Origin of the sequence: Paeniglutamicibacter selenitireducens (assembly GCF_051550675.1) — a bacterium.
In the GTDB taxonomy this organism is placed as follows: domain Bacteria; phylum Actinomycetota; class Actinomycetes; order Actinomycetales; family Micrococcaceae; genus Paeniglutamicibacter.
In genome coordinates this window covers 42,037-64,053 of the sequence record NZ_JBPULF010000001.1, presented here as the reverse complement: position 1 = coordinate 64,053, position 22,017 = coordinate 42,037, and the positions used below count along the sequence as shown (strand labels likewise).

Annotated in this window: 20 protein-coding genes; 11 read left to right on the top strand and 9 right to left on the bottom strand. The window is 68.3% G+C overall.

What is annotated here, in order from left to right; all coding sequences use genetic code 11:
* Positions 1-62 precede the first annotated feature (62 nt).
* Positions 63-3,059, top strand: coding sequence for an aminotransferase (locus ACSYDW_RS00235; RefSeq protein ID WP_438336692.1), 2,997 nt, complete (start codon positions 63-65; stop codon positions 3,057-3,059).
* Between the two features lie 65 nt (positions 3,060-3,124).
* Here ACSYDW_RS00235 and ACSYDW_RS00230 read toward each other — a convergent pair whose 3' ends face one another.
* A complete protein-coding gene (locus ACSYDW_RS00230; protein WP_438336691.1) occupies positions 3,125-3,550 on the bottom strand; it encodes a DUF4190 domain-containing protein in 426 nt (141 codons plus the stop codon).
* 267 nt (positions 3,551-3,817) lie between these two features.
* On the opposite strand from ACSYDW_RS00230, the gene ACSYDW_RS00225 reads away from it, so the two are divergent.
* Positions 3,818-4,780: an alpha/beta hydrolase gene (locus ACSYDW_RS00225; RefSeq protein ID WP_438336690.1), complete on the top strand. Its 963-nt coding sequence runs from the start codon at positions 3,818-3,820 to the stop codon at positions 4,778-4,780.
* Positions 4,781-4,859: 79 nt separating this feature from the next.
* Positions 4,860-5,876 carry a helix-turn-helix domain-containing protein gene (locus ACSYDW_RS00220; protein ID WP_438336689.1) on the top strand — a complete coding sequence of 339 codons (1,017 nt, stop codon included), beginning with the start codon at positions 4,860-4,862 and terminating at the stop codon, positions 5,874-5,876.
* 154 nt (positions 5,877-6,030) lie between these two features.
* On the opposite strand, the gene ACSYDW_RS00215 is transcribed toward ACSYDW_RS00220, so the two are convergent.
* Complete coding sequence (locus ACSYDW_RS00215) at positions 6,031-7,029, bottom strand: HNH endonuclease (RefSeq protein ID WP_438336688.1); 999 nt, start codon at positions 7,027-7,029, stop codon at positions 6,031-6,033.
* A gap of 231 nt (positions 7,030-7,260) precedes the next feature.
* Here ACSYDW_RS00215 and ACSYDW_RS00210 point away from each other — a divergent pair, with 231 nt between their 5' ends.
* The 4 genes from ACSYDW_RS00210 to ACSYDW_RS00195 are packed head-to-tail and all read left to right on the top strand — an operon-like array spanning position 7,261 to position 10,349.
* Positions 7,261-7,671, top strand: a complete 411-nt coding sequence (locus ACSYDW_RS00210) for a TOBE domain-containing protein (protein ID WP_438336687.1) — start codon at positions 7,261-7,263, stop codon at positions 7,669-7,671.
* Entirely contained in the window at positions 7,668-8,477 is an 810-nt protein-coding gene (modA, locus tag ACSYDW_RS00205) for a molybdate ABC transporter substrate-binding protein (protein ID WP_438336686.1), read from the top strand. The genes ACSYDW_RS00210 and modA overlap by 4 nt, the downstream gene beginning before the upstream one ends.
* The gene (locus tag ACSYDW_RS00200) at positions 8,455-9,306 is read left to right on the top strand and encodes an ABC transporter permease (protein ID WP_438336685.1); all 852 of its coding nucleotides are present in this window, start codon (positions 8,455-8,457) and stop codon (positions 9,304-9,306) included. The genes modA and ACSYDW_RS00200 overlap by 23 nt, the downstream gene beginning before the upstream one ends.
* Positions 9,303-10,349 (top strand): sulfate/molybdate ABC transporter ATP-binding protein, encoded by a 1,047-nt coding sequence (locus tag ACSYDW_RS00195; protein WP_438336684.1) that lies wholly within the window; start codon positions 9,303-9,305, stop codon positions 10,347-10,349. Before ACSYDW_RS00200 ends, ACSYDW_RS00195 begins: the two co-directional genes overlap by 4 nt.
* A gap of 59 nt (positions 10,350-10,408) precedes the next feature.
* On the opposite strand, the gene ACSYDW_RS00190 is transcribed toward ACSYDW_RS00195, so the two are convergent.
* The 3 genes from ACSYDW_RS00190 to ACSYDW_RS00180 all read right to left on the bottom strand — a co-directional run bounded on the left by ACSYDW_RS00190 (position 10,409) and on the right by ACSYDW_RS00180 (position 13,524).
* Positions 10,409-11,932: a bifunctional phosphatase PAP2/diacylglycerol kinase family protein gene (locus tag ACSYDW_RS00190; protein WP_438336683.1), complete on the bottom strand. Its 1,524-nt coding sequence runs from the start codon at positions 11,930-11,932 to the stop codon at positions 10,409-10,411.
* Between the two features lie 151 nt (positions 11,933-12,083).
* On the bottom strand, positions 12,084-13,010 hold the full coding sequence (locus ACSYDW_RS00185) for an NADP-dependent oxidoreductase (protein ID WP_438337310.1): 927 nt from the start codon (positions 13,008-13,010) through the stop codon (positions 12,084-12,086).
* Between the two features lie 112 nt (positions 13,011-13,122).
* The gene (locus ACSYDW_RS00180) at positions 13,123-13,524 is read right to left on the bottom strand and encodes a YchJ family protein (RefSeq protein ID WP_438336682.1); all 402 of its coding nucleotides are present in this window, start codon (positions 13,522-13,524) and stop codon (positions 13,123-13,125) included.
* Positions 13,525-13,724: 200 nt separating this feature from the next.
* Between ACSYDW_RS00180 and purS the strand changes: the two genes are divergently transcribed.
* Genes purS through purL form a run of 3 tightly spaced genes read left to right on the top strand, consistent with a single transcriptional unit; the run spans position 13,725 to position 17,055 of the window.
* Positions 13,725-13,976, top strand: a complete 252-nt coding sequence (purS, locus tag ACSYDW_RS00175; RefSeq protein WP_210002491.1) for a phosphoribosylformylglycinamidine synthase subunit PurS — start codon at positions 13,725-13,727, stop codon at positions 13,974-13,976.
* Positions 13,976-14,731 carry a phosphoribosylformylglycinamidine synthase subunit PurQ gene (gene purQ, locus ACSYDW_RS00170; protein WP_438336681.1) on the top strand — a complete coding sequence of 252 codons (756 nt, stop codon included), beginning with the start codon at positions 13,976-13,978 and terminating at the stop codon, positions 14,729-14,731. The genes purS and purQ overlap by 1 nt, the downstream gene beginning before the upstream one ends.
* Positions 14,732-14,769: 38 nt before the next feature.
* Positions 14,770-17,055 carry a phosphoribosylformylglycinamidine synthase subunit PurL gene (purL, locus tag ACSYDW_RS00165; RefSeq protein WP_438337309.1) on the top strand — a complete coding sequence of 762 codons (2,286 nt, stop codon included), beginning with the start codon at positions 14,770-14,772 and terminating at the stop codon, positions 17,053-17,055.
* Between the two features lie 86 nt (positions 17,056-17,141).
* Here purL and ACSYDW_RS00160 read toward each other — a convergent pair whose 3' ends face one another.
* Positions 17,142-17,768, bottom strand: coding sequence for a dihydrofolate reductase family protein (locus ACSYDW_RS00160; protein ID WP_438336680.1), 627 nt, complete (start codon positions 17,766-17,768; stop codon positions 17,142-17,144).
* Positions 17,769-17,935: 167 nt separating this feature from the next.
* On the opposite strand from ACSYDW_RS00160, the gene ACSYDW_RS00155 reads away from it, so the two are divergent.
* Positions 17,936-19,696, top strand: a complete 1,761-nt coding sequence (locus ACSYDW_RS00155; RefSeq protein ID WP_438336679.1) for a lipase family protein — start codon at positions 17,936-17,938, stop codon at positions 19,694-19,696.
* A 49-nt stretch (positions 19,697-19,745) separates the two neighbouring features.
* Here the strand turns inward: ACSYDW_RS00155 and ACSYDW_RS00150 are convergent, their stop codons facing one another.
* The 3 genes from ACSYDW_RS00150 to ACSYDW_RS00140 are packed head-to-tail and all read right to left on the bottom strand — an operon-like array spanning position 19,746 to position 21,903.
* Positions 19,746-21,152, bottom strand: coding sequence for a DUF1990 family protein (locus ACSYDW_RS00150; protein ID WP_438336678.1), 1,407 nt, complete (start codon positions 21,150-21,152; stop codon positions 19,746-19,748).
* A gap of 8 nt (positions 21,153-21,160) precedes the next feature.
* Positions 21,161-21,484: a putative quinol monooxygenase gene (locus ACSYDW_RS00145; RefSeq protein ID WP_438336677.1), complete on the bottom strand. Its 324-nt coding sequence runs from the start codon at positions 21,482-21,484 to the stop codon at positions 21,161-21,163.
* A 23-nt stretch (positions 21,485-21,507) separates the two neighbouring features.
* Entirely contained in the window at positions 21,508-21,903 is a 396-nt protein-coding gene (locus ACSYDW_RS00140) for an MmcQ/YjbR family DNA-binding protein (RefSeq protein WP_438336676.1), read from the bottom strand.
* Positions 21,904-22,017: the final 114 nt, after the last annotated feature.

Below are 22,017 nucleotides of genomic sequence, written 5' to 3'. Positions count from 1 at the left end.
CCCGACACGGGCGGTAATGTGGTGCAGACCACATTACCGCCCCTCATTTTTGGAGGAATCCGTTGCAAACTCCCGGCAGTGCCAGCGAATCCGCAGTTTCTGGACCGAATTTCGACGCCATTCCCCTGGTGCGCCCGGCCGTGGATGAACAGCGGGCCGCCGCGCTCGCACTGCGCCACTTCGGACTGCAGGCCACGGCCGTGGAGCTGGGCAGCAACCAGGACCGGAACTTCCTGCTGGCCTCCGGCGACGGGCGGTGCCACGTGCTGAAGTTCGACAACGCGGTCTTCGGCGAAGCAGAGCTGCTGTCGCAGAACCAGGCCGTCGCGCTCTTCGCCTCCGGTGCCGCCGTCGGCGGGGTGTCCGCGGCGCGGGTGCTGCCGGGGTTGGACGGCGACACGCTGCAGCTGGCCACCGATGCCGGGGACACCGTGCGGCACCTGCGGCTCTTCGAATTCGTCGAGGGCGGCACTCTGGTCGACGCCGGCTACCTGGGCGATGCGACACTTGCCGGGCTGGGCAGCCTTGCCGCGTCGGTATCGCGCACGCTGGAAAAGTTCGAGCACCCGGGGCTGGAGCGCGAGCTGCAATGGGACCTGCGCCGCGGGTTCGGGGTGGTGCAGCGGCTGCTGCCGGCCATCACGGACGGTGCCAAGGCCGGGGCGGTTGCCGCGGCGGCCGAGTCCGCCCGGGCCTTGCTGGCGCCGCTTGCCGATGCGCTTCCCGTCCAGCCGCTCCACGGCGACCTGACCGACGACAACATCGTCGCATTCCGCATCGACCCGGAATCGGGCCGGGTCCGGGGAACGGTGATCGACTTCGGCGACCTGGGCCACGGCTGGCGCGTGGCCGAGCTGGCGGTGCTCTGTTCCTCGCTGCTGCACCACCGGCCGGAGAATCCGCTATCCGTGCTGGCGGCCGCCGCGGCGTTCCACCGCGAGAACCCGCTCTCCGAGGCCGAGGCCCGGGCTCTGTGGCCGCTGCTGGTGCTGCGGGCCGCCGTGCTGATCGCCTCGGGGTGGGAGCAGGTGGGACTCGAAGCCGACAACGACTACGCGGCCGAGCGCATGGACCACGAATGGACGATCTTCGAGTCGGCCACGGCCATGCCGCTGGAAGTCGGCACCCAGGCGGTGCTTGCCGTGCTCGGCTTCCCGCGGCGGGACGCGGGCGCGAACCCGGAAACCGCCGCGTCGCCGATCGCCACCCTGGACGGACACGCGGTGCTGGACCTGGGAGTGGAATCCCCGCTGCTGGATGACGGGCGCTGGACCCGTCCCGGCATCGAGGCCGAGCTGCTCTCCGAGGCCTTGGAGGAACACCCGGTTCTCCTGCTGCCTTACGGGCGGGCCCGGCTGACCCGGACCGTGCGGGATTCCGCGGAACCCGGGGCAACCATCCCGCTGGCCCTGCAGCTCTACACCCGCGGGCCGCTCGGCTTCACCGCGCCGTGGGACGGCCGGCTGGTGGCCGGCTCCGACGGGGCGGAACACCGGGTGGAGGTGGTTTCGGGATCCGGCGAGCGCATGGTCCTCACCGGGGCGCTGCCCGAGGGCGGATCCCGGGAGGTGTCCCGCGGCGAGTTCATTGCCCGGAGGCCTGCCGAGCTTGCCGGATCCGGTGCGCTGCCGGTCCCGGTCTGCCTCCAACGAATCGACGCCGGGGCGCCCGCCGAGGTTCCCTTGTTCACCACCCCGGACCTGGCACCGGCTTGGCTGCGGCTGGCCCTCGACCCGGCCGTGCTGCTCGGGCTGGAGCCGGCGGCTCCCGAGCCCGACCCGCACACGGAGCAGGACCGCCGCAACACCGTGCTCTCCCCCGCCCAGGAGCGTTTCTTCGATGACCCGCCGCAGTTCGAGCGCGGCTGGCGCCACCACCTGGTGGACACCACGGGCCGCGCCTATGTGGACCTGGTCAACAACGTCACCTCCATCGGGCACGGGCACCCCGCGATCGCCGATGCGGCAGCGGCCCAGCTGCGGCTGCTGAACACCAACTCGCGCTTCCTCTACCGCGCCCTGGCCGACTACTCCCGGCGGCTGGTCGACCTCGCCCCCGCGGGCTCCGGGCTGGACACGCTCCTGCTGGTCAACAGCGGCTCGGAGGCCGTGGAGCTCGGGCTGAAACTGGCCCGCGCCGCCACCGGCCGGGACACCGTGCTGGCGCTGCGCGAGGCCTACCACGGGTGGTCCATGGCCGCCGATGCCGTGACCACCAGCGCTTTCGACAACCCGCATGCCGGGGACAGCCGGCCCGAATGGGTCGAGCTGCTGGAAGTCCCGCACCCGCTGCGCGGCAGCCACACCGGCCCGGGCGCCGGAACCGCGTACGCCGCCGATGCCGCAGCACGCATCGCCGAACTCGGCGCAGCGGGCACCCCGGTCGGCGCGTTCATCGCCGAACCGGTGCTGGGCAACGCCGGCGGCGTACTGCTGCCCGACGGCTACCTGGCCGGGGTGTACCGGGCCGTGCGCGCCGCGGGCGGGGTGTGCATCGCGGACGAGGTGCAGGTCGGGTTCGGCCGCCTGGGCCGCCAGTGGGCGTTCGAGCTGCAGGGCGTCATCCCGGACATCGTCACCATCGCCAAGCCCATGGGCAACGGCTTCCCGCTCGGCGGCGTGCTCACCACCCGGAAAATCGCCGAGTCGCTGGTGAACGAGGGCCAGTTCTTCTCCTCCACCGGCGGCTCACCCGCGGCCTGCCGGGTGGGCATCGCGGTGCTCGACGTGCTGCGCGACGAGAAGCTCATGGAAAACGCCGCAACCATGGGCGAGTACCTGCAGGGCAGGCTCGCCGAGCTTGCAACGCGCCGCCCGCTCATCGGCCACGTGCATGGCACGGGTTTGTTCCTCGGCGTCGAGCTGGTCAAACCGGGAACCGCCAACGAACCGGCGGTCGAGGAAACGCTGCTGGCCTGCGAGCGGCTGCTGGGCCTGGGCATCATCACGCAGCCCACCTCGGAGCGGCGCAACGTCCTGAAGATCAAGCCGCCCCTGTGCCTGACGCGCGCAAGCGCGGACTTCGTGGTGGAGACACTTGACCGGGTACTCGCCGGGTAGTTCTGCGGCACGGATCGGCAGTTGGCTTCAGGGGAGGAGGGGCACTTCCCTGAGCCATGCCTGAATCAGAAGGCGCCGCCCATGACGACCACAACGATCAAGCCCAGCCAGGCGTATCCGATGATCAGGCCGGCCAAGGCCATGCCGTCCCCCGACTCTCCGGTCTGCCTGATCTGGGCCCGGGCGATATGCCCGAACACGATGCCAAGTACCCCTGTCGCCAACCCCAGCACCAGGGCCAGAATTGCGAAGGTGTTTGTTCCCGGCTGGGCTGGCTGCTGGTAGATGGGCTGCCCATCCATGGTGTAGCCGATCTGCACCGGAGGGACGTGCTGCGGGTAGGGGGAAGGCACCGCCGGTTGCCCGTTCGGGCCAATGACAACGGGTTGTTTGGGCTTGCTTGCGGCCTTGACGACCAGAACAATGACCACAACTACGGCAACAACAAAAAGCAGCACCATCAAGTGCCAACCCTGCAATCCACCCACCACGACATTCCCCTTTGCATGCTGCTGCGGCGATCCACCGCAGCTCCATGATGCTACCCGACCACCTGAAGCCTTCCCCCGCATTGGCAATTGCACGGAGCGGTTCGCGTCCCTCCGACGCGTACTTCCCGGGTCTCCCGCCATGTGGCGGGCGCCAAGGCCGTATTCCGCCGCAGGTGGCGGTCGCGGCCGTTGGATGTCTTTGCCAGCATTGAACCACCTTGGAACAAAGCCGCATCGACGCGGCCACCCGAACACTGGAGGTCCACCATGTCCACCTACACAGCACCGCCGTTCGACCCAGAGCTCGACGCCGCGCTCGGCCTCGTCGCAGAGTCCATCCCCGCCACCATCACCCCGGAGATGATCCCGCTCATGCGGCAGATGCCGGCCGACCCTACGCTCGACGGGCAGGTCGCCGCCGTCGGGGCCGTGCACGAGGAGCGCAGGATCCCCGGCTTCGACGGCGCTGAAATCGTGCTGTCGATCTACCGCCGTCCCGGCCAGGACACGACCGGCCCCGGGATCTTCCACATCCACGGCGGCGGCATGGTGATCGGCAACCGCTTCGCCGGTGTGCAGGCCTTCCTCCCCTACGTCGCCAGCCACGGGGCCGTAATCGTGAGCGTCGAGTACCGGCTCGCCCCCGAGTTCCCGGATCCCGTCCCGGTCGAGGACTGCTACGCGGGACTCGTCTGGACTGCCCGGAACGCCGCGGAGCTCGGAATCGACCCGGACCGCATCATCGTCGGCGGCGCATCCGCCGGGGGCGGGCTGTCCGCGGGCGTCACGCTCCTGGCCCGCGACAGGCAGGGGCCGGCCCTGCGCGCCTCGCTGTTGATCTACCCGATGCTCGATGACCGCAACGAGACAGTCTCCTCCCACCAGTTCCAGGGCATCGGCGTCTGGGACCGCACCAGCAACTTCACCGGCTGGAACGCGTTGCTCGGAGAGCGCCGGGGCACCGGCGACGTGTCCATCTACGCCGCTCCAGCACGCGCCGAGGACCTCTCCGGCCTGCCCCCGACCTTCATCGACGTGGGCAGCGCCGAGGTGTTCCGCGACGAGTGCGTCGCGTACGCCTCGGGCATTTGGGCCGCGGGTGGCAACGCCGAACTGCACGTCTGGCCCGGCGGCTTCCACGGGTTCGACGGCCTCGCCCCGCAGGCCCAGGTCTCGATCGCCATGGTGGACACCCGCAACCGCTGGCTGACCCGCATGCTCGAGGCCTGACACAGACCACGGACAGGTATTCGGTGCACCTCGTCCGCATAGGATGGGGTGCACCGGCCAGACGAGAGGGACATGGGCGATGAAGGAACTTTCGGGCCGGCTCAGCGCCCTGGACCCGGCGGCGAGCGAATCGCTCAAGGTCATCGCCTACTTCGACAAGCTCATCGACGGCCGCGTCGGGGCCGAGGGCATGCTGCGCGGGGCTGCCGTGCTCTGCGGGGCACCCGTCGGCCACCGTCTGGGTGGCCGGGAACCGGGCCGGCGCTTCGCCGCGGACGGAACCGAACTGCCCTCGGGGTCTCCCGATGGCTGGCCCTCGACCCCGGCTGGCGAGGGATCCGTGGTGTGGCTCGAGCGCGCGGACGCGGTTCACGCGAACGACGCGATGGTGCTTGAGCGGCTGGCGATTGCCCTGTCGATCCTCTCCCGGCGGCTCGATACCTTGGCGCCCACCCGGCGCGCGGTCGAGGTGCTGCTGGCCGGGGATGCCACCGACGGCGAACGCGCCGAGGCGGCCGCCCGACTGTCCCTCGGCGCCCACGCAACCACCCACGCCATCGCGGTTCCTGCATCGCTTCACCTGGACCGGGCGCTCCCCCAGGCAGTGCTCGGGACCCGCTTCGGAATCGTCCGCGCCGTGATTGCTCCAGGCGGCGGGGCCCCGGCCTCGCAGGCGGGCATCGGCATCGCGGCGCATTCCGCCGACGGCCTGCGCGAGTCCTGGCGTTCCGCACTCATCGCGTTGCGACTCACCGACGGTGAACGCCCCGTCGTCCGGGCCGCCGATCTCGGCGCGCTGCTGTCCCTTGCCGAGGTCGAAGACCGCCGGCCCACGACGCACGCCGACGCCCGGGCAATCGACGCCCTGGCCAAGGGTCCATGGACCGAACGGATGCTGCGTGCCCTCGTTGACGGGGCGAGCCAACGCGCCCTCGCGGCGGAGGCCGGGGTTCACCACTCGACCATGGGCGCCCGGCTGCAGAAACTGCCCGAAACCCTGGGCTACGACCCGTCGACCTCGGCTGGTCGCACCCGGCTCGATGTCGCGCTCATGCTGCACAGACTTGCCAACGTGCGTTTCGACGACGAGGTGTAGCCCGGAAAAGATTGCCTCGGACAGTACTAGTCAATCGCTGGAAATATCGTGCAAATTTCTGAGATTCGACAACGAGCTCCGAGGGCAATGCCCCGAAATGTTCAGTGGCGGAATCTCGCATCTGGCGATTGTTTCCGGAGTTGGCGGCACCCTCCTAGACGGTGATTTTTGCACCCTTTGAACGGTTGCACTTCCAGCAGAGTGTCTGAAGATTCTCGGGAGTGCTGAGGCCTCCCTTGGACACTGGCATAATGTGATCGACTTCTAGCAGCAGATGCGGCTCGGCGGCAATCGAAACACCGCACTGCAAACATGTATACCCGTCACGTTCTTTGATTTGGCCACGCAGCTTCGCTGTCATTAGAGCCCGCTGACCCGCTGCAGATTTCGTCCAGCGTATTTTATCAACGAGAACCGCAGACAATGTGTCAAGCGTTGAGGTGTTAAGTTTAATGCCCGTCGTCTGTCCGCTGTTTCCACCAGCGGAAGTATATTGGAATTTGTATTGCGGATACGGGACCGTAATAGGTGATAGGTCAACGCCAATTTGATTCCAAAACTCGCCACTATAGTGCTTGAGAATAAATTCTGGCGGGTTGATCTTCGCGGTGATACCCATCTCACGTTCCCTTACATTGCCCACCGCCTCTTCCAGACGCGAGATATCATCAGCAACTCGCTGGACGTCGGCGAGGGTCTCTTGATCGGCTTTGATTGAGAAGTACTTCATCAGGTACTTAATCGGATCAGTACTCGCATTGCGCACAACCTGCAAGGAGGCGTTGTGCACATGGGGGGCATACTCCGCAACGTTGCGGTCTCGTTTATTGTTCCACGCGGATGTGTTCTCAAACGTTGCGAGGTGCGCGTGCTGCCCTGTCGACGATGTACCGAGCTCGAACGAACCTTGGTCACGGATCTCTTGGACGTAATTAACGACCTCATTATGCTCAGCGACAACCGCGCTGACCTCAGCCTTTAGTCCCTGGAAATGTTCTGACCCAAAATAGCGATTCTTACGAATTATGCGAACGATGGGATTCGCAATGAGTAGCAAGACGAACGAGAGGAACCCAAGACCAAAGCTATTTGTAATTGTCCCGATCAAAAATGGGACTGATATAAGTAGGACGAAAAGGAGTGGAGTTGGCATACTAAAATCTTCCAGTTGTCTAAGCAGGGACAAACTGATTTTTGCATAGAGATACGACAAGTAAGTAACTAGAACCCCCGATCGTGCCAGGTGACCAGTCCAACCTAGCCATCCGGATCCGCAGGCCCGACCGAACGACGCTGGATCGCATTTGCGCCAACGAAGGCAATATTCACTATAATTTGCGGGATCGACTACCACTTTTCTCCGCATTTGGGAGAGTATGGGTCCATGCCGAAAATTCGAATTTCCGAAGCATCACGTTTTTTGGGGGTCAGCGACGACACGATTCGCCGCTGGACGGAGAACGGGACTCTCGAAGCCCACAAGGACGGTTCCGGGCGTCTGGCCGTGGACGGCCTGGAGTTGGCACACCTTGCACGCAAGCAGGCCCAACACCCCGACGACCCGGCCCAGGTTGTCTCCTCGGCCCGGAACCGGTTCGTCGGTCTGGTCACCGGCATCACGGCAGACACTGTCATGGCCCAGGTCGAGCTCCAGTGCGGCCCGTTCCGGGTCGTATCGCTCATGAGCAGCGAAGCCGTCCGGGAACTGGGACTCGAGCTCGGTTCCATCGCCACTGCCGTCGTCAAAGCAACCACCGTCATCATCGAAACACCCCAGGGAAAGAGCATCGTATGAGAATCCTTCGCAAGAACACCGCGGCCGTCTTCGCTGCCGGCGCCCTGGTCGCCGGCCTGGCGGGATGTTCGTCCCCCACTGCCGGAAGTCCGGCCCCGGGCACCTCCGGATCGAATGCCTCGGCGGGCTTGTCGGGATCGATCACCGTGTTCGCCGCGGCCTCGCTGAAATCGACCTTCACCCAACTGGCCTCCGAGTTCGAGGCCGCCCACCCCGGCACCACCGTCACCCTGAGCTTCGCCGGGTCCTCGGATCTCGTCACCCAGATCACCCAGGGCGCGCCAGCCGACGTCTTCGCCTCGGCCGACACCAAGAACATGGCAAAGCTCTCCGACGCGAAGCTCGTCAGCGGCGCCCCCACCGACTTCGCGACGAACACCCTGCAGATTGCCGTCCCCCCGACCAACCCCGCATCCATCACCTCCTTCTCCGACTTGGCAAAGCCGGGCACCAAGGTCGTCATCTGCGCGCCGCAGGTTCCCTGCGGCGCCGCGACCAAGACCGTTGAACAAGCCGCCGGAACCACTCTGAAGCCGGTCAGCGAGGAATCCTCGGTGACCGACGTACTGGGGAAGGTGACCTCCGGCGAAGCCGACGCCGGACTGGTGTACGTGACGGACGTCAGGGCCGCCGGCGACAAGGTCGAGGGGATCACCTTCGCCGAATCGGACACCGCCGTGAACACCTACCCGATCGCCACTGTCGAGACCAGCAAGAACAAGGAGCTGGCCGCGGCCTTCATCGACTCGGTGACAGGCAGCGAGGGAAAGAAGGTCCTGGGCGATGCCGGATTCGGCACTCCTTAGGTCCCCGGCCCACCGGCGCGGCGGCGCCGGCTACACAGCGGTTCCGCGCTGGATCTACCTTCCGGCCGTGGCCGGGGCATTGTTTGTCATGCTGCCGCTGGCCGCCATGGTGGCGCGGGTCGACTGGTCCCAGTTCATCCCGCTGATCACCTCCGAATCGTCGCTTGCGGCGCTCGGGCTGAGCCTGCGCACCTCCGCGGCCAGCACCGCCCTGTGCATTGTGCTCGGCGTTCCGCTGGCGCTGGTGCTGGCCCGCGGTAGCTTCCCGGGCCAACGGCTGGTACGTGCCTTCATCCTGCTGCCGCTGGTGCTGCCTCCGGTGGTCGGCGGCATCGCACTGCTCTACACCTTCGGCCGCCAGGGACTGCTCGGCAAGAGCCTGGAGCTGGCCGGCATCCAGATCGCGTTTTCCACCACGGCCGTGGTCATGGCGCAGACCTTCGTGGCACTGCCCTTCCTGGTGGTGAGCCTCGAGGGTGCCCTGCGCACCGCTGGCAGCCGGTACGAGGCCATCGCCGCGACATTGGGCGCCCGCCCCACGACTGTCCTGCGCCGGGTGACACTGCCGCTGGTCCTGCCCGGCCTTGCCTCCGGCGCAGTGCTCTCCTTCGCGCGCAGCCTGGGCGAGTTCGGGGCGACGCTTACCTTCGCCGGAAGCCTGCAGGGAGTCACCCGGACGCTGCCGCTGGAAATCTACCTGCAGCGGGAGACCGACCCCGACGCTGCCGTCGCCCTTTCCCTGGTCCTGGTGGCCGTGGCCGCCGCGGTGGTCGGGCTGGCCTACCGCGGCCCGCGCAGGACCGTGGCATCGATGCGGGCGGCGCCATGAGCTTCCGTTTCGACGCTGTCCTCGCCTCCCGGGGCTTCGAGGTCTCGCTCGACCTCGGCCCCGGGGAAACTCTGGCGGTCCTCGGCCCCAACGGGGCGGGGAAATCGACGCTGCTCTCCGTCATTGCCGGGCTGCTCCGCCCGGATTCCGGACGCGCGTCCATCGGGGACCGTACGCTGTTCGACCTGGATTCGCGCACCCCGCACTGGGAACCGCCCCACTCCCGGGGAACCGCGCTGCTGGCCCAGGAACCACTCCTGTTCCCGCACCTGAACGTCCTGGAAAACGTGGCGTTCGGGCCGCGCAGCAAGGGCGGTACGCGCGCGGCTTCCAGGGCAACAGCCGCCACCTGGCTTGAGGCAACCAACGCCACGGAGCTTGCCGCGAGGCGTCCGGGCGAGCTTTCCGGCGGCCAGGCACAGAGGGTGGCACTGGCCCGGGCCCTCGCCGCGGGCCCCGACCTGCTGCTGCTCGACGAGCCGATGGCCGCCCTGGACATCCATGCCGCCCCGCAGATGCGCCGTCTGCTCAAGCACGTGCTGGAGCACCGAAACGCCATCATCATCACCCACGACATCCTCGATGCACTCATGCTCGCCGACAGGGTGGTCATCCTGGAAGGCGGCCGCATGATCGAGGCCGGCCCCACCCGGGAGGTCCTCAACCGGCCGCGCAGCAGGTTCGCCGCCGGACTTGCCGGCCTGAACGTGCTCAGCGGGACCGCCAGCTCCGAGGGGATCAGCACTTCCTACGGGGAGGTGTCCGGCACCGGCGAGGAACCGCTGGTTCCCGGCGAAACCGCCACTGCGGCCTTCCCGCCCTCGGCCGTCTCGGTGTTCCTCGATCCCCCGCACGGCAGCCCGCGCAACACCTTCGAGGCGACGGTCACCGACCTCGAGCCGCACGGCGGCCACATCAGGGTCCGCGCCGGCGACCTGGCCGCGGACATCACCCCGGCCGCCGTGGCCGACCTCGGGCTGGAACCCGGCACCCGGGCGCACTTCGTGGTCAAGGCCACCGCAGTCACCATCTACCCGGCCTGAACCGGGCACCCGGCGGGTGCAGACACGAACGCGATCCGCCGGGTCCCGCCAGCTGTCGCCTACCGGTGATCCGCGGAAGCCGCCGCGTCGCCCGTCGGGGAGTACACGCGCAGCGCCCCGCGCCGCACGGAGAACTCCGCGGACCAGACCCCCGGCAGCGGTTCGCCGTCCACGGCCAGGACCAGGGGCCCGTCGACCGCCTCGATCGAAATTCGGGTTGCCTCGCCCAGGTGCGTCACTGCGCTCGAGGACACCGTGCCGGTGAGCACCGCCCAGAGCAGCCGGACCCTGGCGAGCGGACCGTCGGCGGTGACCATGCGGACATCCAGCACCCCGTCATCGAGCACCGGCCGGGCCAGTGGCGCCACGTCCCGCGGGTAGTGGCGTCCCCTGCCCAGGTAGAGGATCCACAGCCTCCGCCGCACCCCGTTGATGTCCAGCGTGGTCGGTGCGTCCGCGGTGAAGGTGCGCAGGCCCGCCATGACTCCGGCCAGCGGCTTGCCCAGGGACGGCTGGAGCCGCTCGCGGCGCCGGACAAGGTTGGGATAGACCCCGATGCTCGCCGTGTTGAGCATGGCCAGTCCGAGCGTTTCGCCTGAACCCTCAAGGCCCCGGCCCACCACGGCAAACCCCAGGTCCGAGCGGATCGCCGATCCGGCGCCGGCGGCGGCCGCGGCTTGTTCGAGGGTCGCCACACCAGCGTCCCGGGCGAAGTGGTTGAGGGTGCCGCCGGGCAACACCAGCAGGGGCAGACCCCGCTCGACGGCCACGCCGGCCGCGGTCCCGACCGTCCCGTCCCCGCCCCACACCCCCACGGCGCGGACCCCCGGCCCGTCGCACAACTCCCGGAACGCCGCGGCCAGGTCCTCGCCTTCGCCGATCTCGACGATGCGCGCCTGCGGGAAGGCCTCGTGGAGCTGTGCCAGGGTCTCCGGCGCATAGGACCCGCCCCGGATGTTGACCCCGAGGCCCAGGCCCGCGCCGCCGTCGAGGGCGGGTGCCCCCGCCGGCGTCCGCACGCCGGGCGGTGTTTCCTCCCGTTCCGGCCACCAGTGGCGGGTCAACAGGGCCGCACCCACGCCGATGGCCGAACCGAAGAAGACATCGGAGGGCCAATGCGCCCCGGTGTGGACCCGCGAGTACGCCACGGAAACCGCGAGGGGCGCAAGGGCAGCGCCCAACGCCGGGGACACCAGACCGACCCCGAGGGCGAAGGCCGCGGCGGACGCCGAGTGTCCCGAGGGCAGGGAGGAACTGGTGGGCTGGGGATGCACGAACCGGAAGACCGGGAGATCGCCGGGCACCGGCCGTGCCCGGGGCAGCAGGGTCTTGAAGAGGAGGTTCGTGGCTGCGGAGGCCGTTCCCAGCGCCAGCAGGCCGTGCAATGCTGCCCGGCGAGGTTTCCCGTGGACCATGGCGAAGCCCCCGGCAAGGGCGAACCAGAGCTTGCCCTTCGTGGCTGCCGCCGAGAGCGTGCTGAAGAAGACGTCCTGCGGGCCCGACGGCTGCCGCGAGACGGCGCGAACCAGGAACCTGTCGAATGCGGCCACCCTGCCCGGGCCCTTGCGCAATATGCCTCGCATTCACCCACCATAGGTCCGCCGGTCGGGGTGCGTCTGCACCATGGCGGAACTTTGCCCGGGCACAGGTCGGCGCCACACCGCGGCCCGGACATGGCAAGGCCCCGTGTCCGCGCCATGTGCGGAAACGGGGCCGGGTGCCTGCCGCAGGAGGTTAGTTGGTGAACTCCGTCAGCACGATCTTGCCCCCGGCGTGCCCGGCCATGCTTTCACCGAAGGCCGCGGCGGCCTCCTGCATGGGGTAGGTGGAGACCACGTTGATCTTGAGCTTGCCGTCGTTCACCAGCGCACTGAGGCGGTCCAGCTCCTTGCCGTTCGAACGCACCCAGATGAAGTGTCCGCCGTGGCCCATGACCGTTCCGTCGGCGATGGACGCGTGGGTGCCGGATTCCTTGAGCACCGCGAGGGTGTCCTCGAGCGCCCCGCCGTGGAAGTCCGCCACCGCGTCGACGCCCTCGGGTGCAAGGGCGCGCACGCGCTCGACAAGGCCTTCGCCGTAAGTGACGGGTTCGGCGCCGAGCGCCGCCAGGGTTCGGTGGTTCTTCTCCGAACCGGTGGCCAGGACTCGGACCCCGGCAACCACTGCCAGCTGGATGGCTGTCTGGCCCACCCCTCCGGAACCGTTGTGGATCAGCAGCGTCTGTCCGGCCTTGAGGTCCAGCGAGTCCAGGGTGCGCTGGGCGGTGCCGCCGGTCAGCGGAAGCGCCGCGGCTTCCTCCCAGGACAGAAGTTCGGGCTTGTGGGCAACCGTGGCGGCCGGAAGCACCATGTACTCGGCGAACGATCCGAAGTGCACGCTGTCGCGGCGGCCGTAGGCGTAGACCTCGTCGCCGACCTTGAACTCGGGGGTGTCGAATCCGACGGCCTCGACGACGCCAGCCACGTCCCACCCGGGGATGACGGGGAAGGTGACGTCCATGATCGGGTCAAGGTAGCCACCCATGACCTTCCAGTCCACGGGGTTCACCCCGGCCGCCTTGATGCGGATCAACACGCTGCCGGGCCCGACCTTGGGGCGGGGAAGCTCGAGCTGCTCCAGCTTCTCGACGCCTCCGTAGCTTGCGTAGGCCATGGCCTTCATCGTCTGTTCACTCATCGCGGCGACCTCTTTCGGTGTGGAAGATTGTGGGCGAAGCAGCACCTGCCTCATTTGTACCAACCGGTACAGAACCCAAATTATTCTCGCCTGAGACCTATTCCACAGCGTCGAGGTAGTACCAGCGGCCACCCTCGCGCACGAAATCACTGACCTCGTGCTGGTACGCGCGCTGCCCGAGCAGCACGTAGCGGGCATTGAACTCCACGACACCGGTGGAGTCGAAGGGGCCTCCGGCCTCGGTGCTGACGATTTCCAGGTTTTTCCACACGATCGCCTCGTCAAGCTCCAGCCCTTCGGGGCGCGTGGTGGGGTGCCAGGTGGCAAGCAGGTACCCGGGGAGCATCAGGGCGAAGGCGCTGTAGCGCGAACGTATCAGCTCCACCGCCGTCGCGGGCCACGCCGGGGCCTGCGGGTCCGCGTAGCCAAGGTGATATCGGCCACAGCAGGAACCGTAGATTTCCCCCGAATTGCATGGGCAGCGTTCGTCTTTATCCATTTAAACAGCTTATGCGCACACCGATCCGCAGATACCCGCCGGTAGCCATCGAGCGGAGCCTCCGCCCCGCGGGACGCTCGAATCAATGGATTGAAAGCTTGCCGGTAGACTTAGTGAGCAAGCTCGCGGAGCGCCGACACCTTGGCGTGAGACGGCACCTCCGCAGCGTCAAACCACCCTTCGCGCACAGGAGAACCCGGATGCCCCGGATCGTTGTTGATGTTATGCCCAAGCCCGAGATTCTTGACCCGCAGGGCAAGGCCATCGTCGGAGCACTGCCCCGTCTTGGTTTCACCGCCTTTAGCGAAGTACGTCAGGGCAAGCGTTTCGAACTCACCGTCGACGGCGAGGTGACCGAGGAGATCCTGGCACAGGCCCGCACCGCGGCCGAGACCCTTCTCTCGAACCCGGTCATCGAGGACGTTGTCAACGTCGAGGTTGTCGCAGACTAATGAGCGCAACCGAACTCCCCCTGATCGGCGACTACTCGACGCCGGGCACAGAGCTGAACGGCGCCCGCATCGGCGTCGTCACGTTCCCCGGAACCCTCGATGACCGCGACGCGGCCCGCGCCATCCGCTTGACCGGCGCCGAGGCCGTGTCCCTGTGGCACGCGGACCACGACCTGCAGGACGTCGACGCCGTGGTTATCCCGGGCGGCTTCTCCTACGGGGACTACCTGCGCGCCGGCGCCATCGCCCGCTTCGCCCCGATGATGGGCAACATCATCGACGCCGCGAACTCCGATGCCAAGCTGCCCGTCCTGGGCATTTGCAACGGCTTCCAGATCCTGACCGAATCGCACCTGCTGCCGGGCTCCATGGTGAAGAACGACCACCTGAAGTTCCTGTGCCGCGACCAGGTCCTGCGCGTGGAGAACAACACCACCGCCTGGACCAACCAGTACGCCCAGGGTGAGGAAATCACCATCGTGCTGAAGAACCAGGACGGCCAGTACGTCGCCGACGAGAAGACCCTCGACGCCCTCGAGGCCGAGGGCCGCGTGGCCTTCCGCTACGTCGGATGGAACCCGAACGGTTCGCGCCGCAACATCGCCGGCATCACCAATGCCGCAGGCAACGTGGTGGGCCTCATGCCGCACCCGGAGCACGCAGCGGAGGCCGGATTCGGCCCCGACCACACCGGAACCGACGGACTGGGCTTCTTCACCTCCGTTTTGACCCACCTTGTTGGAGGCAAGAAGTGAGCGCCGCAGAACAGACCGCAGAACAGAAGAAGTTCAACATGGACACCGTGGCCAACGCCGCCGCGACCCCTGACACCGAACTTCCGTGGGCCGAGCTCGGCCTGAAGCAGAACGAATTCGAAGAGGTCGTCAAGGTCCTGGGCCGCCGCCCGACCGCCGCCGAACTCGCCATGTACTCGGTCATGTGGTCCGAGCACTGCTCCTACAAGTCCTCGAAGAACCACCTGCGCCAGTTCGGCGACAAGGTGACCGAGGAAATGAAGAAGGACATGCTCGTGGGCATCGGCGAAAACGCCGGCGTGACAAACCTGGGCGACGGCTGGGCCGTCACCTTCAAGATCGAATCGCACAACTCCCCCACGATGATCGAGCCGTACCAGGGTGCTGCAACCGGCATCGGCGGCATCGTGCGCGACATCATCTCCATGGGCGCCCGCCCGGTCGCCGTCATGGACCCGCTGCGCTTCGGCGCGATCGACCACCCGGACACCGCCCGCGTCATCCACGGTGCCGTCGCCGGCATCGGCGGCTACGGCAACTCGCTGGGCCTGCCGAACATCGGCGGCGAAATGGTCTTCGACTCCGTCTACCAGGGCAACCCGCTGGTTAACGCGCTGGCAGTGGGCGTCATGCGCCACGAGGACATCCGCCTGGCCAACGCGTCGGGCAAGGGCAACAAGGTCGTGCTCTTCGGCGCACGCACCGGCGGCGACGGCATCGGCGGCGCATCGATCCTCTCCTCGGAGACCTTCGACGACACCAAGCCCTCCAAGCGCCCGGCCGTCCAGGTGGGCGACCCGTTCGCGGAGAAGGTGCTCATCGAGTGCTGCCTCGAGCTGTTCAAGGGTTCCCTCGTCGAGGGCATCCAGGACCTCGGCGCCGCCGGCATCTCCTGCGCCACCTCGGAGCTTGCCTCCAACGGAGACGGCGGCATGGAGGTCGAACTGACCTCCGTCCTGCTGCGCGACCCCTCGCTGACCCCGGGCGAGATCCTGATGTCCGAGTCCCAGGAACGCATGATGGCCGTTGTCTCCCCGGAGAACATCGAAGCCTTCGAGGCGACCATGGACAAGTGGGCCGTGGAGTACTCCTGGCTGGGCGAGGTCACCGACACCGGCCGCCTGATCATCAAGTGGGACGGCGAAGTCATCGTCGACGTCGACCCGCGAACCGTGGCACACGACGGCCCGCTCTACGACCGTCCGTACGCCCGCCCGGAGTGGCAGGACGCCCTGCAGGCGGACACCTTCAAGTCCTCGGAGGCCGGCGCCAACCTGCCGACCACCGGCGAGGAGCTGAAGGCCGCCCTGGTCGAGCTGATGGCTTCCCCGAACATGTGCGACAAGTCCTGGATCACCAACCAGTACGACCGCTACGTGGGCGGCAACACCGCGCTGGCGGCCCCGGACGACGCCGGCGTGATCCGCGTCGACGAGAAGACCGGCCTCGGCGTGGCCCTGGCCACCGACGCCAACGGCCGCTACACCTTCCTGGACCCGTACCACGGCGCGCAGCTGGCCCTCTCCGAGGCCTACCGCAACGTCGCGACCTCGGGTGCCATCCCGATGGCCGTCTCCGACTGCCTGAACTTCGGTTCCCCCGAGGATTCCGACGTCATGTGGCAGCTCGCGGAGGCCATCCGCGGCCTGTCGGATGCCTGCATGGAACTCGGCGTCCCGGTCACCGGCGGCAACGTGTCCCTGTACAACCAGACCGGCGACACCCCGATCCACCCGACCCCCGTGGTCGCGATGCTCGGCAAGCTGGACGACGTGGCACGCCGCACCCCCTCGGGATGGCGCGCGGACGCCGACGGCCAGGCCATCTACCTGCTGGGCACCACGTTCGACGAGCTGGACGGTTCGGAATTCGCGAACATCCGCGGACACCTCGGCGGCCTGCCGCCGAAGGTCGACCTCGCAGCGGAGAAGACCCTGGGTGCGATCCTGATCAACGCCTCGCGCGACGGCATGATCGATTCCGCCCACGACGTCTCCGAGGGCGGCATCGGTGCGGCCTTGGCCGAGATGGCGCTGCGCTACAACGTCGGTGCCCGCGTGGCCCTGGACGACCTGTGCGCACGTGACGGCATCGACGCCTTCACCGCCATGTTCTCCGAGTCGCAGGCCCGCGCCATCGTCGCGGTTCCGCGTTCCGAAGAGGTTCGCTTCAACGACATGGCCACCGCACGCAACTTCCCCGTGGTCCGCCTCGGTGTGGTTGATGCCTCGGCCACCTCGCTGGAAATCCAGGGTCAGTTCGATCTGGAGCTCGCCGAGCTGCGCGAAGCGCACGAGGCAACGCTGCCGAAGTACTTCGGCTAAGCCAGTTTGACGAAGCGGGTCCCGGAAGGATTTATCCTTCCGGGACCCGCTTTTCGTTAAGCGCCGGCACTTCCGCCGTGGGTGTTTCAGCGGACGTCGGACACGCCCGTGTAGGTGGCGTAGCTGGCATCACCGGCGCGCTCGTAGGTCAGCAGCGCGAGCCCTCCCGGGGTGGTGGTGCTGCCGGCCAGCCGCAGCCCGGCCGCGGATCCGCCCTCGGGGAAGAGCCTGCGGCCGTGGCCGAGCACCACCGGTGCCGCCACGAGCCGCATTTCATCGACCAACCCCGCTGCCAGCAGCGAGCCGGCGAGCCTGGCGCTGCCGTGGATCTGGAGTTCCCGGCCGGACCTTGTCTTGAGGTCGGCGACCTGCGCGGCAACGTCCCCTGAGAGGATGGTCGTCGGGTTCCAGGTGCCGTGCTCCAGGGTGTGCGAGGCGACGTACTTCGGGAGGCCGTTCATCAGCACGGTGAAGGGATCCCCGGGATCGGTGATCTGCGGCCAGTCCCGCGCGAAGGCCTCGTAGGTGCGCCGGCCCAGCAGGAGCCCGTCGGCCTGGCCCAGCCACTGCGCGGCCTGGTCGATGAACGCCTCGTCCATGTGCGGGACCAGCCAGCCGCCCTGGGTGAAACCGCCGCTGGGGTCCTCCTCCGGGGAGCCCGGGCCCTGCGAGACGCCGTCAAGGCTCACGAACTCCGTCAATGTCAGCTTCATGGGTATCTGTTCTTCCTCTTCGGTGTCCAGCGCATCCTGCGGTAAAGCTACCCGAGCCTTAAACCCCGCTCAAGGGAATGTCCCGGCAGGCAGCCGGCCGTGCGGCAGAATGTTTACGTGTGTAGGCACGACGCCTGCAAGACAAGGGGGCGCGCATGTTCGGGGGCATGAAGAGGATTCCACTGCGGGTGCGCCCGTTCCTGGGCCTGGCCCTGGTGGTCCTCGGCGCAGTCCTGGCGCTGAACTCCTCGGCATCGATCAAGGTATTCGTGCTGGCGCTCTCCGTGGCGCTGGCCGTCGTGGGCACCGCCCGGGTCATCGAGGCGTTCGGCGAAGATGCGGACCACGACGGTGGTCACGGCGCGTTGGACCGCTGGATCAATGGCGCCAGCGGCGCACTCCTCGTCGGGATGGGAATCGCCGCGCCGGCATGGCGCGGCGCCACCCTTCCGGTGTTGGCCCTGGCCGTTGCGCTGTTCCTGGTTCTCTCCGGCGTGGCCTCGTTGGTCTCGCTGTTCCGGGCCGCGAACAACAGCCGCGTCTACTCCCTGCTCGGCGGGCTGGCCTCGATCGCCACCGGCACCCTGGTGCTGGCCTGGCCCAAGCTGACGGTGTGGGCCTTCGGCGTGTTCTTCGGCGGCTGGCTGGTCTTCACGGGCCTGCGCCTGATCCTCAATTTCCTTGCCCGCGGCAGGGAAGGTTCCCCCACGCCGGCAAAGCGCAAACTACTCGGCTTCGGCAAGGTCTCCGGTTCCGCGTTGGCCCTGCTCGTGGCCGTTGCCATGGTGCTGGCGACCTCCTTCATCCATGCCGGGGATCCACGCCTTGTCCCCGATGCGTTCTACACCCCGCCCACCGACCTGCCGAGCGAACCGGGCAAGCTGCTGCGGGCCGAGCCGCTCGCACAGGGCATCCCGGGGAACGCGAACGCCTGGCGGATCCTCTACACGACAACCCACCCCGACGGTTCCCCCGCCGTGGCATCCGGATCCGTGGTGGTGCCCGCCAACCGCGGGCCCAGGGCACTGCCGGTGGTTTCCATAGCGCACGGCACCAAGGGCATCGTCCCGGGGTGCGCCCCATCGCTCTCCCCCGCTCCGTTCTCCGACGGGCCCGCCGCCGCGCTGCGCGAGCTTGTCGGCCAGGGCTGGGCCGGGGTCATGACCGACTACGTGGGGCTGGGTACCGCGGGGCCGCACCCCTACCTGGTGGGGCAGGCCGAGGGGCGAAACGTGCTGGATGCCTTCCGTGCCGCCCGCCAGCTCGAGGGAGTCGCGCTGCGCGGGGACACCGTCATCTGGGGCCACTCCCAGGGCGGCCACGGGGCATTGTGGAGCGCGGCGATCGCCAAGGACTACGCTCCGGAGGTCGAGGTCCTGGGCGTTGCGGCACTCGCACCTGCCACCGACCTGGCGGAGCTGGCACTCGGCGCGAAGGACGCCGCGGCGGGCAAGGTGGTCTCCTCCTACATCGCCGAGTCGTGGAACGACGTCTTCCCCGAGCTCGACGTGGCAGGGCAGGTCACCCCCGGCTACGCCGGGTCCGCCAGTCGCATCGGCGAACTGTGCTTCGACGGGCGGGACGCCCTGTCCGCTGTCATCGGCGCCACCCAGCTCTTCGACGCGGTGATCCCCGAATCCGCGCTCAACGGCCCGTTGGGTGCGAAGCTCCGGGAGAACTCGGTGAACCAGAACATCGACTACCCGCTCTTTGTGGGCCAGGGGTTGGCCGACCAGCTGGTGCTTCCCGGGATGCAGCGGGACTGGGTCGCCGGGCGCTGCGCTGCCGGGCAGCGGATGGACTACCGCGAGTACGCGGGCCTGGACCACATGCCGCTGGTGGGCGACGACTCGCCGTTGATCCCGGACCTGGTCGCGTGGGCCAACGGCCGACTCGAGGGCACGGCGCCGGCCAACACCTGTCCCTGAACCAACGCGCCCGGCCGGCGCACACGGCCAATGCACCCGGCCGGCGCCCTCAGCCGGCGGCTGCTGCCAACTCGCGGGCTGCCGCCACGTAGCGCTGGGTGGCGAACCGCTGGGCGGCCTCGGCCGCCGGGGAGAGAAGCCGGTAGAACCGGTTGGCGTGCCTGGAGGCCGCCCGGATCTCCAGGTACACGCCCCCGTCCGCGTCAAGCACCGCGGCGAAGGACTCCTCCCCCGTCTCGGGGTGCCCAGGCAGCGTGCCGTAGGCGAATCCGCTGCGGGTTGCCTCGTCGATCAGCCGCACCACGCGGCAGGGCGCGGTGATGCGGGCCGGGCCGATCCCGAAGCCCAACTCGACGCGGCTGCCCAGCTGGACGCGCGGGGTGTCGGGGCGGGTGCGCAGACCCGAACGCCTGTGCAGTTCCCAACCCAGGATGCCCTCGGCCAGTGCGTCGAAGGCGGCGCGCCCTTGGCCCACGCGTTCGCGCAGGTGCAGCTGGCTGTAGCCTTCGGGCACCTCGTCGAGCTCGGTCATCCCGGTTTCCGGGTAGCTCAGGTCGCCGAGCACCCCGAGCCGGAACAGGCGGCGCCGGGCGGCAAGTTCTGCCGGACGCTTGGCACCCAACGCGCGGCCGGCAAGCCCCAAGGCCGCCTTGCCGCCCAGTCTGCTGGGCAGCGGGAGCGGGCCGATCGCGGCGCGTTCGAGCCCCAGCATCCTGCGGTGGCTTTCGGGCAGGGTGTCGACGACAGCGGCAAAGAGCAGCTTGTAGCCGGGCAGGATCATCGGGTCCAGCGGCGGGTTCCTCAGGAAGGAGACCACCTCGGCAACCCGGGGCCCTCCGGCGAGTTCGCCGCGGGACTCGTACCCGGCGATGGCCGCCCGGAGTTCGGATTCGCTGCGCGGCGGGTTTTTCACGCCCATGAGTTCTCCGGCCACGGCCCACTCGCGCACGTACGCGTCGGCGCCCTGCGGCACCGGCCCCGAGAACGCCTCGTGGCTGCGCAGGAAGGCGTCGGCGAAGGCGATGTGCACCCAGGCGGCAAGGTCCGGGTCGTTGGCCGAGTAGTCCTTTTCCCCGCCCGCACCGGTGGTGTACCTGCCGGTGACCGGGACGTGGCGCCGCTGCACCCACCGGCAGGCGGCCCGTGCGGCCTGTGTGTCCCCGTAGGTCAGGGTGAAGATCCACCGGATGGTGCCGGCGAGCCGCCCCAGCGGGTCGCTTCGGTAGTTCGAGTGCTCGGCCACCCCGGCCAGCGCCGCGGGGTGCAGCGCCTGGGTCAGCAGCGCGCGGATGCCCGCGGCCATGGGGCTCATGCCGCCGTGGACCACCCAGACCGCGGAGTCGTGGGCAAAGTAGCCCGCGTCATCCCCGCGGTCCAGTTCCCGTTCCCAGGCCGGATCGTAGTTTTCCTGGGCGGAGAGGGTCTGGCGCAGCCTGCGCCGCAGCGGCCCGAGCATGCCGGACGCTAGTCGATCTGCAGTTCGCCCATGTCGCCCCAGGAGTCGCCCTCGACCTTGCGGGAGACGATCTTCGGGGTGGACACGAGTGCCGGGCGCATGGCTTCGAGCCCCGCCTTGAAGTGCTCGGAGTTCACGTGGGCGCCGGCGGCATCGTCGTCAAGGAACGCCTCGACGAGCACGAACTCGCTGGGGTCCTCGATGCTGCGGGACCAGTCGAACCAGAGGTTTCCGGCCTCGGCGCGGGTGGCCAGGGTGAACGGGGTGGCCATGTCGATGAACCGTTCGGTGTAGTCGGGCTTGGTCTTGAATTTCACGACGATGAAGTACATGCCCCAAGCCTACCGAGCGTGCGCTATCCGCGCTCGACGAGCCCCTTCCAGCCCAGCGCCTCGCGCTCGGCGCGCGGCAGCGAGGCGACCACCAGGTCGTAGGAGTCCTCGACCATGTCGCGCACCATCCCGGTGTCGAGGCCGGGGGTGACGGTGTTCCAGTGCTTTTTGTTCATGTGGTATCCGGGGGTGATCTGCGGGTTGGCGTTGCGCAGCTGCTCGGCCAGTGCCGGGTCGCACTTGAGGTTCAGGGACACGACGCCGGAGCGCAGCATGAGCAGCGCGAACATCTTGGCTTTGGACGCGTCCCGGCCCGCGACCTTGTAGACCGCCGCCTCCTCGCCGAAGGGGAAGTCCTCGTAGGCGCCAGGCATGGCCAGGCAGAGGGAGCGCCACAATTCGTATTCCACGCTCCCCATCCTAGCCGCGCCCCCGGGGCCCGCGGCGGGCGTTAAGCCCGACAACCGGCACGGGCCGCGAGGGGCGCGGGCCCATGCCGGTTGAAGGGGAGTCCGCGGCCGGACGATCTGGGT